Origin of the sequence: Companilactobacillus mishanensis, from assembly GCF_003946505.1 — a bacterium.
Taxonomy (GTDB): domain Bacteria; phylum Bacillota; class Bacilli; order Lactobacillales; family Lactobacillaceae; genus Companilactobacillus; species Companilactobacillus mishanensis.
In genome coordinates, this window is the sequence record NZ_RHON01000001.1 from 93,144 (window position 1) to 105,720 (window position 12,577).

Here is a 12,577-nt window from a genome sequence, read left to right on the forward strand (position 1 = left end):
ATACACGAAGAAATCATACAGAATATTTACAATGGCGCGATTTTAAGGTAATATTACAAAGTATGAGATCGTGAAATACCGGAGGGATAAAATGTCTGCTAAGGCTAAATTTACAAAAAAAGAAAAAAACACTGGTGAATTAAAATTTGAAATTGACCAAGACACTATTAAAAAAGGTTTAGATACTGCCTTTAACCGTGTTAAGAAGAGTTTGAACGTACCTGGATTCAGAAAGGGTAAAGTTCCTCGTCAAATTTTCAATCGTATGTACGGTGAAGAAGCACTTTATGAAGATGCTTTAAATGCTGTATTGCCAGTCGCATATCAACAAGCTGTTGATGATACAAAAGTTGATCCTGTTGATCAACCACAAATTACTGTTGATTCAATGGAAAAAGGTCAACCATGGGCTATCAGTGCAACTATTACTGTTAAACCAGAAGTTGAACTTGGAGATTACACAGGTATTGCTGTTAAGAAACAAAAACGTAACGTCTTGAAAGCTGATATCGAATCAAAACTTGAAGACTTACAAAAACAACAAGCTGAACTTGTGCTTAAAGATGGAAAAGCTGAAAAGGGCGACACAGTTGTTATTGACTATGTTGGTACAGTTGATGGCAAAGAATTTGATGGTGGTAGTGCACAAAACTACTCACTTGAATTAGGTTCTGGTTCATTCATTCCTGGATTCGAAGACTCATTGATCGGCCACAGTGCTGACGAAGATGTTGACGTTAAAGTTACATTCCCAGAAGATTACCAAGCAAAAGAACTTGCTGGTAAAGATGCAATCTTTAAGACAAAGATCCATGAAGTTAAATCAAAAGAACTTCCTAAGTTAGATGATGACTTTGCAAAAGATGTCGATGAAGACGTTGATACATTGGATGATCTAAAGAAGAAGTTACATGATGAAATCAAGGATCAAAAGAAAGAAACTGCAGAAGAAAACATTCAAGAAGAAGCTATTTCTGGCGCAGTTAAGAATGCTAAGATCGATGAAGTTCCTCAAGCAATGATCGACACAGAAGTTGAAAACCAAATGAACCAATACTTGGCTAACTTACGTCGTCAAGGAATCGATCCTAAATTGTATTACCAAATGACAGGTACAACAGAAGATGATTTGAAGAAGCAATTCTCATCAGACGCTGAAGAACGTGTTAAAACTGACTTAGTTATCGAAGCTGTTGTTGCTAAAGAAGGCATCAAGGCTACTGATGATGAAATCAAAGACGAAGTTAAGTCACTTGCTGACGAATACAATATGGATGAAAAAGCCGTTAGAGGTGCTTTAACTGACGAAATGCTTTCTCATGATATTGCTGCTAAGAAAGCAATTGAACTAATTGTTGACTCTTCAGTTGAAAAATAATTAAAAAAATAAGAGGCTATTAAGCTTCTTATTTTTTTGTAGGCTAAATGCTTTACCTTTCAACTTGGCAATGCTAGACTTTTCAAGTATTGGAACTATTGAAGGAGAATGTATAAATGTTTGATAGTACAGAAACTACAGGTACAATTAGTTGTTCTTTCTGCGGAAAGACTCAAGACCAAGTCAAGAAAATTGTTGCTGGACCTGGTGTTTACATTTGTAATGAATGTATTGACCTGTGTAAAGAGATAATTGATGAGGAGCTTGGAGAAGATACTCCATTAGATCTTGAAAACATTCCAACACCCGTTGAAATCAAAAAAATTCTTGATGATTATGTAATTGGCCAAACTGATGCAAAGCGTGCTTTGTCAGTTGCTGTTTATAACCATTACAAGAGAATTAATAAGATGGAACACTCTAAAGACGGTGAGACAGAGCTTCAAAAGAGTAATATTGCCTTGATCGGACCTACTGGTTCTGGTAAGACATTCTTAGCTCAAACTCTGGCTCGTATTCTGAAAGTTCCATTTGCGATTGCAGATGCTACAACATTAACTGAAGCTGGTTATGTTGGTGAAGACGTTGAAAACATTTTGTTGAAACTTTTACAAAATGCTGATTTTGATGTTGAAAAAGCTGAACACGGAATCGTTTATATTGATGAAATTGATAAAATTGCTAAAAAGAGCGAAAATGTCTCGATTACACGTGATGTTTCCGGTGAAGGTGTTCAACAAGCACTTCTCAAAATTCTAGAAGGTACTGTTGCTAGTGTTCCACCACAGGGTGGAAGAAAACATCCACAACAAGAACTTATTCAAATTGATACTACTAACATTCTATTTATTGTTGGTGGTGCCTTTGATGGTATCGAAACAATTGTTAAAAACCGTTTAGGTGACAAGACAATTGGTTTTGGTGCTGAACAACAAGAGTCTCTTGACGAAACTAAGAGTTTCATGCAACAAATCATTCCAGAAGACTTGATGAAGTTCGGTATTATTCCTGAATTTATCGGTCGTATTCCTATTGTTACTGCTCTTGAGAAGCTTACTGAAAGTGACTTGGTACAAATCTTGACTAAGCCTAAGAATGCCTTGATCAAGCAATATAAGGAATTGATGGATATCGATGGTATCAACCTTGAATTTACAGATGGCGCATTAAATGAAATCGCCAAGATGTCAATTGAACGTGATACCGGTGCTCGTGGACTTCGTTCTATCGTTGAAGAAACTATGTTGGACACAATGTTCGAAATTCCAACAAGAGACGATGTTGAGACTGTTAAAGTTACCAAAGACGCAGTTCGTAAAATTAAAAAACCAGAATTGATATTGAAAGATGGAAAGGTTGCCTAGGTGGCGACTTTTTTTTTGCCATTTTATGATAGAATGATGAGACTGAGGTGAATTATGCAAGTTAATAATGTATCGATGAATTTAAGTGCTGTAAGTTCAAAACAATATCCTGGTGAAGGTTATCCAGAAATCGCCCTTTTAGGTCGTTCTAACGTTGGAAAATCATCACTGATCAACACACTGATCAATCGTAAAAGTTTTGCTAGAACTTCAAGTACACCAGGTAAAACACAAACCTTGAATTTTTATAATATAGAAGACTTACTTTATTTAGTTGATGTTCCCGGTTACGGTTTTGCGAAAGTTTCTAAAAAGCAACGTGAAGAATTTGGAGTTATGATCGAAGAATATTTAACGACTAGAAAGCCTTTAAAGGGAGTCGTGATTCTAGTCGATGGACGTCACACTCCGAGTGATGATGATATTTCTATGTATCAATTTGTTAGTTACTATCACATTCCAACTTTGATTGTTGCGACAAAAATGGATAAGGTTAAAAAGAATCAATGGAACAAGACAATTAGTCAAGTAAATAAAACAATGCAGATCAATCAAACTGATCAATTACAACTATTTAGTGCAGAAACTAAGAGTGGTAAAGATGAAGTTTGGTCTTGGATCGAAAATCATATGAAATAAAAAGGCAGAACAGTTCATGTTCTGTCTTTTTTGTTATATCATGAAAGTGATTTCAATTTTTCTGGAAACATACACTTTAAGAATATATAATATAACTATAGGAATGAAAAACTATATTTAATTGTTATTATTTTTAAAAAAAGAGGATACTATTAGGTGTAGAAATCAATCAATCAGATGGAGGGAATATAATGTCCACATTAGAAGTAAAAGACTTACATGTTTCAGTAGTAGATGATGAAAACGGTAAGGGACAAGAAATTCTTAAGGGTGTCAATCTAACAATGAGTACTGGCGAGATCCATGCAATCATGGGTCCAAACGGTACTGGTAAATCGACCTTGTCTCAAGCTATTATGGGTAACTCAGCATATAAAGTTACACAAGGGGATATTTTGTTTGATGGAAAGAGCATCTTGGAAATGCCTGTTGATGAAAGAGCTAGAGCGGGCTTGTTTTTAGCTATGCAATACCCTCAAGAAATTGCTGGTGTTACAAATGTTGAATTCATGCGTGCTGCTATCAATTCTCGCCGAGCTGATGATGATCAAATTCCAATCATGGAATTCATGAAAAAATTAGATGCTAAACAAGAAATTCTCGATATGACAGATGAGATGTCAGAAAGATACTTAAACGAAGGATTCTCCGGTGGGGAAAAGAAACGTAATGAAATTTTGCAATTACTAATGATCGAGCCTAAGTTTGCTATCCTTGATGAAATTGATTCAGGTCTAGATATCGATGCTCTAAAGGTTGTATCACGAGGAGTTAACTCAATGCGTGGTGACAATTTTGGTTCATTGATCATTACTCACTATCAAAGACTGTTGAATTATATCGTTCCAGACCAAGTTCATATCATGATGGATGGAAGAATTGTCAAGAGTGGTGGACCAGACTTAGCTAAGAAACTTGAAGAAGAGGGTTATGCTGGTTTGCGTGATGATTTGAACATCGATGCAAAATTAACAGACGAAATATAGGAGGGTAATTATGCGACCTAGTTTAAAAGAAAATTATCTTGATCAAGTAGTTGATTTTGCAAATAAAAATGAAGAGCCAAACTGGTTTAGCGAATTACGCCAAGATGCTTTAAACAAATCTGCTGATTTGGCATTACCTCAATATGAAAAAATCAACTATCGTAGTTGGCGTTTGGATCGTCCTAAAGCACCGTTTGCCGAAGATGAAAACATTTCAGACGTGACACTTCCAGAAACAGATAATTTATTAGTGCAAAATGGTGGAACGACTGTAGTTTCAAAATTGAGTGATAAATTAGCTGACAAGGGAGTTATTTTTACAGATATTTGGACAGCTTTGAAAGAATATCCAGATTTAGTTCAAAAATATTTTTTGAATACAACTATTAATGTTGATTCAAATAAATTAATTGCACTTAATTTGGCACTTATGAATGGTGGTTCCTTCTTATACATTCCAAAGAATTTAAAAGTTGAAGAAGCTATTCAAGCAATTTATATTCAAAATGGTGATGAGAAGAAAGACTATAATCATCATGTTTTAGTCGTTGCAGATGAAGGCAGTGAAGTAACTTATCTCGAAAATTATTTGAGCAACGGCAACAAAGAAACTAATATCGCTAATATTGTGGTTGAAGTTGTTGCATTGGATAATTCTAATGTTCATTTCTCCGCACTAGATCAATTTGGAAGCAATGTTTCAACATACTTGAATCGTCATGGTTACGTTGGCAATGATGCACGTCTTGATTGGGCCATCGGTTCCATGAATGATGGTCATGTCGTCGGTGATTTCGGTACAGAACTTCGTGGTGAAGGTTCACATACAGAAGCTAAAGTCGTTGCCATCACTACATCTGACCAAGTACAAGGAATCGATACAAAAGTTACCAATTATGGAAAACATTCAATTGGTCATATTTTGCAACACGGTGTTATCTTGCAATCTTCAACACTTACTTTCAACGGTGTCGGTCATATTGTTAAAGGTGCTAGAGGATCAGATTCACAACAAGAGAGTCGTGTTCTGATGCTTTCTAGAAAAGCCCGTGGAGATGCCGATCCAATTCTATTGATCGATGAAAACGATGTTACAGCCGGACATGCTGCCAGTGTTGGTCGTGTTAACGAAGATCAAATGTACTACTTGATGAGTCGTGGTATCGATGAAAAGACAGCTCAAAGATTAGTTATCCGTGGATTCTTAAGCAGTGTTATTACTGAAATTCCTGAAAAGGAAGTTCGGGATAGAATGACTGCTATGATCGAGAGGAAATTAGTCAATGGACAACAAAAGTAATCCTTGGAGAAAAGATTTTCCAATATTAGATCAAAAGGTCAACGATGAAGATCTAGTTTATCTTGACAATGCTGCTACAACACAAAAACCACAGGCAGTTATTGATGCTATTTCCGACTTTTATTCAAATGATAACGCGAATGTTCATCGCGGCGTTCATACTTTGGCTGAGAGATCGACTGAAGAATTTGAAGCTGCTAGAGAAAAGATTCAAAAGTTCATTAATGCTGAATCAAGTGAAGAAATCATTTATACAAAAGGTACAACTGATTCCTTGAATATCGTTGCCCGCAGTTATGGACAATCAAACATTGAAGCAGGGGATGAAATTGTCATTTCATACCTTGAACATCATAGTAATTTGGTTCCATGGCAACAGTTAGCTATTCAAAAACATGCGACATTAAAGTATATTGATTTGACTGATGATGGTTTTGTCGACTTGAAAGATGCTAAAAAGCAAATTACCGACAAGACAAAAATTGTTTCTATCGCTCATGTTTCAAATGTCATGGGTGTTGAAAATCCAGTTAAAGAAATAGCTAAAATTGCTCATCAGCACGGTGCCATCATGGTTGTCGATGGTGCGCAATCAGTACCACATATGCCAGTAGACGTTCAGGATCTGGACTGTGATTTTTTGGCCTTTTCTGGTCACAAAATGTTAGGACCAACTGGAATTGGTGTGTTATATGGCAAGAAAGACTTGCTAAATGCAATGCCACCTGTTGATTTTGGTGGAGAGATGATCAATTTTGTCCATCTACAAGATACTTCGTGGACGGATCTACCTTGGAAGTTTGAAGCTGGAACTCCCAACATTGCAGGTGCGATAGTACTTGGCAAAGCGATAGATTATTTAAACGAAATCGGCATGGATAAGATTCAAAGTTATGAGTCTGAATTAGTTGATTACGTCTTACCAAAAATTTTAGCGATCCCGGATGTCACTGTTTACGGTCCCAGTGATCCTAAAAAACATACCAGTGTGATTTCATTTAATCTGAATGGATTACATCCCCATGATTTAGCAACAGGATTAGACATGGAAGGTGTAGCTGTTCGAGCAGGGCATCATTGTGCGCAGCCACTTATGACTTATCTAGGTTTGTCAGCGACTGCCAGAGCCAGTTTTTATTTGTATAACACTAAAGAAGATGCTGATAAACTAGTTGATGCAATTATTGCAACAAAGGAGTTCTTTAAAGATGGCACTATCTAAAATGGACAATTTATATCGCCAAGTAATTTTGGATCATTCTGCTCATCCACATCATCATGGTAAATTGGACGATTCGACCAATGAGATCGAATTGAAAAATCCAACCTGTGGGGATGTATTGCAGCTTGATGTTAAAGTTGACGATAATAAAATCACAGATATTGCTTTTAGTGGATATGGTTGTACTATCAGTCAAGCATCAGCCAGTATGATGACTGATGCTGTTATGGATAAAACAGTCGATCAAGCAGAGGATATGGTCGAAGCTTTTTCAGATATGATATTAGGCGAAAAATCTAATACAGATATTTTGGAAGATTCAGCTGTTTTGAAGGGTGTTTCGCAATTTCCAGCCCGGATCAAGTGTGCAACCTTAGCTTGGAAAGCATTACATAAAGCATTGAATAAAGAATAAAATTTTAATTCTAAGCAGGAGGGTGAAAGTATGCCAGAAACAGAAAACACAAAGAATAATGAAGATGCTGCTACTTCGGTCGAAGCGTTAGATTTAGATAAAGATTATGACTTTGGTTTTCATGACGATGTCAAACCAGTTTTTACAACTGGTAGAGGATTGACAGAGGATGTTGTTCGTACGATTTCGAAAGAAAAAGGCGAACCACAATGGATGTTAGATTTTCGTTTGAACTGTTATGAAACTTATAAAAGAATGCCTATGCCTGACTTTGGACCAGATCTATCAAAGCTAGACTTAGATAATATGCGATATTATCAAAAACCAACTGATAAACAATATCGTGATTGGGATGAAGTTCCTGAAGAAATCAAGACTACTTTTGATAAATTAGGTGTTCCTGAAGCTGAAAGAAAATATTTGGCTGGTTCATCTGCACAATATGAGTCAGAAGTTGTTTATCACAACATGAAAGATGAATTTGATAAATTGGGAATCATCTTCACTGACACAGATTCTGCTTTGAGAGAATATCCAGAATTGTTCAGAAAATGGTTCGGTACGTTAGTACATCCTAATGACAACAAGTTTGCTGCCTTAAACGGTGCCGTATGGTCTGGTGGATCATTCATTTATGTTCCAAAGGGCGTTAAATTGGATATTCCTATTCAGTCATACTTTAGATTGAATTCTGAAAATTCAGGTCAATTTGAACGTACATTGATCATCGTTGATGAAGGCGCAAGTGTTAACTATGTTGAGGGATGTACTGCTCCAAATTATTCATCAGATAGTTTACATGCTGCTGTTGTTGAAGTATTTGCCGAGAAAGACGCTTATATGCGTTATACGACTATTCAAAACTGGTCGAATAACGTTTACAGTCTTGAGACAAAACGTGCTCAGGCAATGGAAAATGCCACAATGGAATGGGTCGATGGTAACTTAGGTTCTAAGATCACTATGAAATATCCTAGTGTTTACCTTGATGGTGAAGGTGCCAGAGGTACAATGCTTTCTATCGCCGTTGCTGGTAAAGGTGTCGATCAAGATGCAGGTGCTAGAATGATCCATAATGCTAAGAACACATCATCATCAATTGTTTCCAAGTCCATCTCTAAAGATGGTGGAGCAGTTGATTATCGTGGTACAGTTCGTTTTGAAAGAAATTCTGACGGATCAAAAGCCCACGTTGAGTGTGATACTATCATCATGGATGAGGAATCAAGTTCAGATACGATTCCATATAATCAAATTTTGAATGGTAATGTCTCGATGGAACATGAGGCGAAAGTCTCGAAGGTTTCAGAAGAGCAGCTTTATTACCTAATGAGTCGTGGACTTAGTGAAGCTAAAGCTACAGAAATGATCATCATGGGATTTGTGGAACCATTTACCAAGGAACTTCCAATGGAGTATGCCGTTGAACTTAACCGTTTGATCAGCTACGAAATGGAAGGAACAGTTGGTTAAAATTAATTATAAGAAAACAAAAAAACGACTGACGTCTGTCAGTCGTTTTTATTTGTCTAAGTCTGAGTAATCATGGTTGATAATTTCTTCTAATTTGAATTTGTCGTCGTCGAATGAGAATTTGATAATACTGCAATTGGTAAAGCCGCTCTTTAGTACTTTCACTGAATCGTACCATTGGTTAGTGAAAGCAAGAATTGAAACATAGTGACTTACGACTAGGACATTGTCATTGTCGTTGTTCATAATGTCGATTAATTCTTTTGTAACACGTTTTTGAACATCGACCATATCTTCTCCTCCATATTGGACAAACGCGTCATAAAATAGCTCATAACGTGAATTCAATGGATTCAGATCTTTGTTTTCACCTTCAAAAAGTCCAAAATACATTTCTCTGAGACCTTTGCGTCTCTCATATGGCATGTCTGTTACTAGTTCTAAGGTGTCAGTAGCGCGTTCTGAACTTGAAGAATAAGCGGCATCGAAGTGGATATCGTTATCTTTAAAATATTTTCCGGCAATTTTTGCTTGAGCAATTCCTTTGTCTGTCAAAGGAGCATCAGACCAGCCTTGCATTTTTCCACGTTCATTAAAAATTGTTTGGCCATGTCTCATTATGTATAGGTTTTTAGTCATTTGATCTGTCATCCTTAATCGATTATTTTCTGGTACAACTAGTGTACGTGATATTTAAATTTAAAAAAAGTCATTCGCAATATTTTAATTTGTTTACAAATATTTTAAGAAAAGTACTTGAAAAATTGTTTTTCTCTGCTAACATTCTATGTATAATTAATTTTAGTTTTATTTGAAGTAGTTATTCATCTGTGTGTTAAGAGAATTGGCGGTCGGTGTGAGCCATGCAGGGTGAACTAATGAAATACTAAACTAAAGTTTCGTGTCCTGCGTTATGGGAATAAAGAGCAAGTATAAATACTTGAATTTTGGGTGGTACCGCGCAAAGAGCGTCCCTGCATTATGCAGAGATGCTCTTTTTTTATTCCATTTTTATGACCAGGACGATCAATTAGGAGGAATTTTTTACATGAATATTATCGACGAACTCAAATGGCGTGGATTGGTAAATCAAACATCAGATGAGGAAGGTCTAAAAGATTTAACAGATAAGAACGATATCTCACTTTATTGTGGTATGGATCCAACTGGCGACTCAATGCATATTGGTCACTTGTTACCATTCATGACATTACAAAGATTTGCGGAAGCTGGCAACCATCCCTATATCGTTATCGGTGGAGCAACTGGATCAATTGGTGATCCCAGTGGTAAAAAAGCTGAACGTCCAATGCAAACGATGGACCAAGTCAACCACAACGTTGACGCTCTAAGTAATCAAGCTAAGAAGATTTTTCCAAGTTTTACAATGGTGAACAATTATGATTGGACAGCTCAAATCGGTATCTTAGATTTCCTTCGTGATTATGGAAAATTATTCAACGTCAACACAATGCTTAATAAAGAAATTGTTTCAAGCAGACTTGAAACAGGAATTTCATTTACAGAATTTACTTATCAAATTTTACAATCATTAGATTTCTTGACACTTTATCGCCAACACAATGTTCAATTGCAAGTTGGTGGTGGAGACCAATGGGGTAACTTAACTGCTGGTTTGGATTTGATTCATAAGGCAGAAGGCCAAGAAGCAGAAGTTTATGCATTGACTATTCCATTGTTACTAAAATCAGATGGTACAAAGTTCGGTAAAACCGCTGGTGGTGCGGTTTGGCTAGATCCAGAGAAAACATCACCATATGAATTTTATCAATTCTGGTTCAATCAGGATGATAAAGATGTTATCAATTTACTCAAGAAATTTACTTTCTTATCAAAAGAAGAAATTGATGAGTTAGCAGAAAAAGTACAATCACAACCGGAAAAAAGAGAAGCACAAAGAAAATTAGCTCAGGAAGTTACTACATTTGTTCACAGTGAGGATGCCTTGAAGACAGCTGAAAAAATTACAGAAGTTCTTTTCTCAGGTGAGATCCAAGAGCTTACAACTGATGAAGTTAGCCAAGCATTTAACGGTGTTCCAAGTGCAGAGATTCCCAACGAAGAAATCAATTTAGTTGATTTGTTGATTGAAGCAAATGTCGACAAATCGAAACGTCAAGCTCGTGAAGATATTCAAAATGGAGCTATCAGAATCAATGGAGAAAGATTAACAGATACAACATTAAATATTGATCCAAGCACTTCATTTGACGGTAAATATATTGTTATTCGACGCGGTAAGAAGAAGTACTTCCTAGCTATAATCAAATAGATCACTAAGGCGATGGCAGATATGAAAAAAGCAAGTCGATTATCATTTTGGGAAAGTTTAATAATTATGTTAGTCATGTTTCTAATTTTAGGAACAATGATGATCAAATTAAAAATGACCCCACAAATTCCGATTCTATTAACATTTACATTATTGTTATTTTACGGAAAATTTCGTGGATTCTCTTGGAATGAACTTCAAGATGGAATAATTGATGGTGTTAAACCAGGTATTATTCCGATGATTATTTTTATTATGATCGGGGTATTAGTGGCCGCCTGGCTCATGTCTGGTGTAATACCGACCATCATGGTTTATGGACTTGAATTATTGAATGCTCGTTTCTTCTTGTTTACAGTATTTGTCAGCTGCTGTTTAGTTGGAGTTATCGTGGGTAGCTCATTTACCACTATTTCAACACTTGGTATTGTCTTTATGGGTATTGGACAAGTAATGGGTATCAATGTAGCCTTAACGGCTGGTTCGATAGTATCTGGAGCACTATTTGGTAATAATATGTCTCCACTTTCAGGAACAACTAATTTATCAACTGGTATTGCCGGAGTTAGAAATGTTTTTGATCATATCAGAACTATTTCTCATACGGCTTTGATTTCAGCAGTAGTTACAGCTGTCATCTTTTTGTTTGCTGGTCACAGTGGAACTAATCCAAACATGTCTTCAGTTCATCACATTATTAATGCATTGGAAAGTAACTTCTTCGTTTCACCATGGATGTTGATACCGATTGCCGTTTTGATTTTGTGTGCAGCTCTGCAGGTACCTGCCATCCCAACATTATTGTCGGGTGCAATCACTGCAATCGTTATGCACATATTCATCGATCATCCATCATTTTCAACTATAAGTAATCAAATAATGACCGGCTTCAAATTGAATACTTCTGATAAACAAATCAATGCGATTGTTAGTGGCGGTGGAGTTTCAAGTATGTTAGACAGTATTTCTTTGATTCTTTGTGCCTTAACATTAGGCGGTGTTTTGTTAAAACTTGGTGTTGTTGACAATTTGATCGGTAAGTTAAGAGATCAAGTCAATACTCCTGGAAAATTGATCTCAGCTTCGATCATCAGTGCTATTGGTGTCAACTTCCTAGTTGGTGAGCAATACATTTCAATTATCTTGCCGGGAACTACTTTCAGAAAGAACTTCGCTGAACAGGGTATTGAACCTCAATACTTGTCACGTGTCTTAGCAACAGGTGGTGCTGATATCAATGCGCTGGTTCCATGGGGTGTCAGCGGTATTTTTATCGCCGGGATCTTGGGAGTTAGTCCATTAGTATTTATTCCATTCGCATTCTACGTTTGGTTAAATCCATTATTAACTGTCATCTTCGGATTTATCTTTGGTAACCGTTACAAAGTTGCCAAGAATGATGACAAAAAAGTAGTGGGTAATGTGTCTAAACAACTTGACTAATGTCATGAATTCCACTATATTTATTTCAACGAAAACTTTTAATCAAGTCCTGTGAGGCTTGGAA

The 12,577-nt window shown here is 36.4% G+C and carries 11 protein-coding genes; 10 read left to right on the top strand and 1 reads right to left on the bottom strand.

Annotated elements, in window-relative coordinates:
• Positions 1-91 precede the first annotated feature (91 nt).
• The 8 genes from tig (at position 92) to sufB (ending at position 8,777) form a co-directional block, all read left to right on the top strand.
• The gene (tig, locus tag EKM63_RS00485) at positions 92-1,378 is read left to right on the top strand and encodes a trigger factor (protein ID WP_125702632.1); all 1,287 of its coding nucleotides are present in this window, start codon (positions 92-94) and stop codon (positions 1,376-1,378) included.
• Positions 1,379-1,494: 116 nt separating this feature from the next.
• On the top strand, positions 1,495-2,742 hold the full coding sequence (clpX, locus tag EKM63_RS00490; protein ID WP_125702634.1) for an ATP-dependent Clp protease ATP-binding subunit ClpX: 1,248 nt from the start codon (positions 1,495-1,497) through the stop codon (positions 2,740-2,742).
• A gap of 54 nt (positions 2,743-2,796) precedes the next feature.
• Positions 2,797-3,381: a ribosome biogenesis GTP-binding protein YihA/YsxC gene (yihA, locus tag EKM63_RS00495; RefSeq protein ID WP_125702636.1), complete on the top strand. Its 585-nt coding sequence runs from the start codon at positions 2,797-2,799 to the stop codon at positions 3,379-3,381.
• Positions 3,382-3,572: 191 nt separating this feature from the next.
• Positions 3,573-4,367, top strand: coding sequence for a Fe-S cluster assembly ATPase SufC (gene sufC, locus EKM63_RS00500; protein ID WP_125702638.1), 795 nt, complete (start codon positions 3,573-3,575; stop codon positions 4,365-4,367).
• Positions 4,368-4,377: 10 nt separating this feature from the next.
• Positions 4,378-5,667 (top strand): Fe-S cluster assembly protein SufD, encoded by a 1,290-nt coding sequence (gene sufD / locus EKM63_RS00505; RefSeq protein WP_125702640.1) that lies wholly within the window; start codon positions 4,378-4,380, stop codon positions 5,665-5,667.
• Positions 5,651-6,889, top strand: a complete 1,239-nt coding sequence (locus EKM63_RS00510) for a cysteine desulfurase (protein WP_125702642.1) — start codon at positions 5,651-5,653, stop codon at positions 6,887-6,889. The genes sufD and EKM63_RS00510 overlap by 17 nt, the downstream gene beginning before the upstream one ends.
• The gene (gene sufU, locus EKM63_RS00515; RefSeq protein WP_125702645.1) at positions 6,876-7,304 is read left to right on the top strand and encodes a Fe-S cluster assembly sulfur transfer protein SufU; all 429 of its coding nucleotides are present in this window, start codon (positions 6,876-6,878) and stop codon (positions 7,302-7,304) included. Before EKM63_RS00510 ends, sufU begins: the two co-directional genes overlap by 14 nt.
• Positions 7,305-7,334: 30 nt before the next feature.
• Positions 7,335-8,777, top strand: coding sequence for a Fe-S cluster assembly protein SufB (gene sufB, locus EKM63_RS00520; RefSeq protein ID WP_125702647.1), 1,443 nt, complete (start codon positions 7,335-7,337; stop codon positions 8,775-8,777).
• 48 nt (positions 8,778-8,825) lie between these two features.
• On the opposite strand, the gene EKM63_RS00525 is transcribed toward sufB, so the two are convergent.
• Complete coding sequence (locus EKM63_RS00525) at positions 8,826-9,416, bottom strand: histidine phosphatase family protein (protein WP_125702649.1); 591 nt, start codon at positions 9,414-9,416, stop codon at positions 8,826-8,828.
• Between the two features lie 409 nt (positions 9,417-9,825).
• Here EKM63_RS00525 and tyrS point away from each other — a divergent pair, with 409 nt between their 5' ends.
• Complete coding sequence (gene tyrS / locus EKM63_RS00530; RefSeq protein ID WP_125702651.1) at positions 9,826-11,070, top strand: tyrosine--tRNA ligase; 1,245 nt, start codon at positions 9,826-9,828, stop codon at positions 11,068-11,070.
• Between the two features lie 21 nt (positions 11,071-11,091).
• Entirely contained in the window at positions 11,092-12,513 is a 1,422-nt protein-coding gene (gene nhaC, locus EKM63_RS00535; protein ID WP_125702653.1) for a Na+/H+ antiporter NhaC, read from the top strand.
• Positions 12,514-12,577 lie beyond the last annotated feature (64 nt).

Bases quoted from the DNA above. Each gene is read 5' to 3' on its own strand.
- tig (WP_125702632.1), top strand. From the start codon at position 92: ATGTCTGCTAAGGCTAAATTTACAAAAAAAGAAAAAAACACTGGTGAA.
- clpX (WP_125702634.1), top strand. From the start codon at position 1,495: ATGTTTGATAGTACAGAAACTACAGGTACAATTAGTTGTTCTTTCTGC.
- yihA (WP_125702636.1), top strand. From the start codon at position 2,797: ATGCAAGTTAATAATGTATCGATGAATTTAAGTGCTGTAAGTTCAAAA.
- sufC (WP_125702638.1), top strand. From the start codon at position 3,573: ATGTCCACATTAGAAGTAAAAGACTTACATGTTTCAGTAGTAGATGAT.
- sufD (WP_125702640.1), top strand. From the start codon at position 4,378: ATGCGACCTAGTTTAAAAGAAAATTATCTTGATCAAGTAGTTGATTTT.
- EKM63_RS00510 (WP_125702642.1), top strand. From the start codon at position 5,651: ATGGACAACAAAAGTAATCCTTGGAGAAAAGATTTTCCAATATTAGAT.
- sufU (WP_125702645.1), top strand. From the start codon at position 6,876: ATGGCACTATCTAAAATGGACAATTTATATCGCCAAGTAATTTTGGAT.
- sufB (WP_125702647.1), top strand. From the start codon at position 7,335: ATGCCAGAAACAGAAAACACAAAGAATAATGAAGATGCTGCTACTTCG.
- EKM63_RS00525 (WP_125702649.1), bottom strand. From the start codon at position 9,416: ATGACTAAAAACCTATACATAATGAGACATGGCCAAACAATTTTTAAT.
- tyrS (WP_125702651.1), top strand. From the start codon at position 9,826: ATGAATATTATCGACGAACTCAAATGGCGTGGATTGGTAAATCAAACA.
- nhaC (WP_125702653.1), top strand. From the start codon at position 11,092: ATGAAAAAAGCAAGTCGATTATCATTTTGGGAAAGTTTAATAATTATG.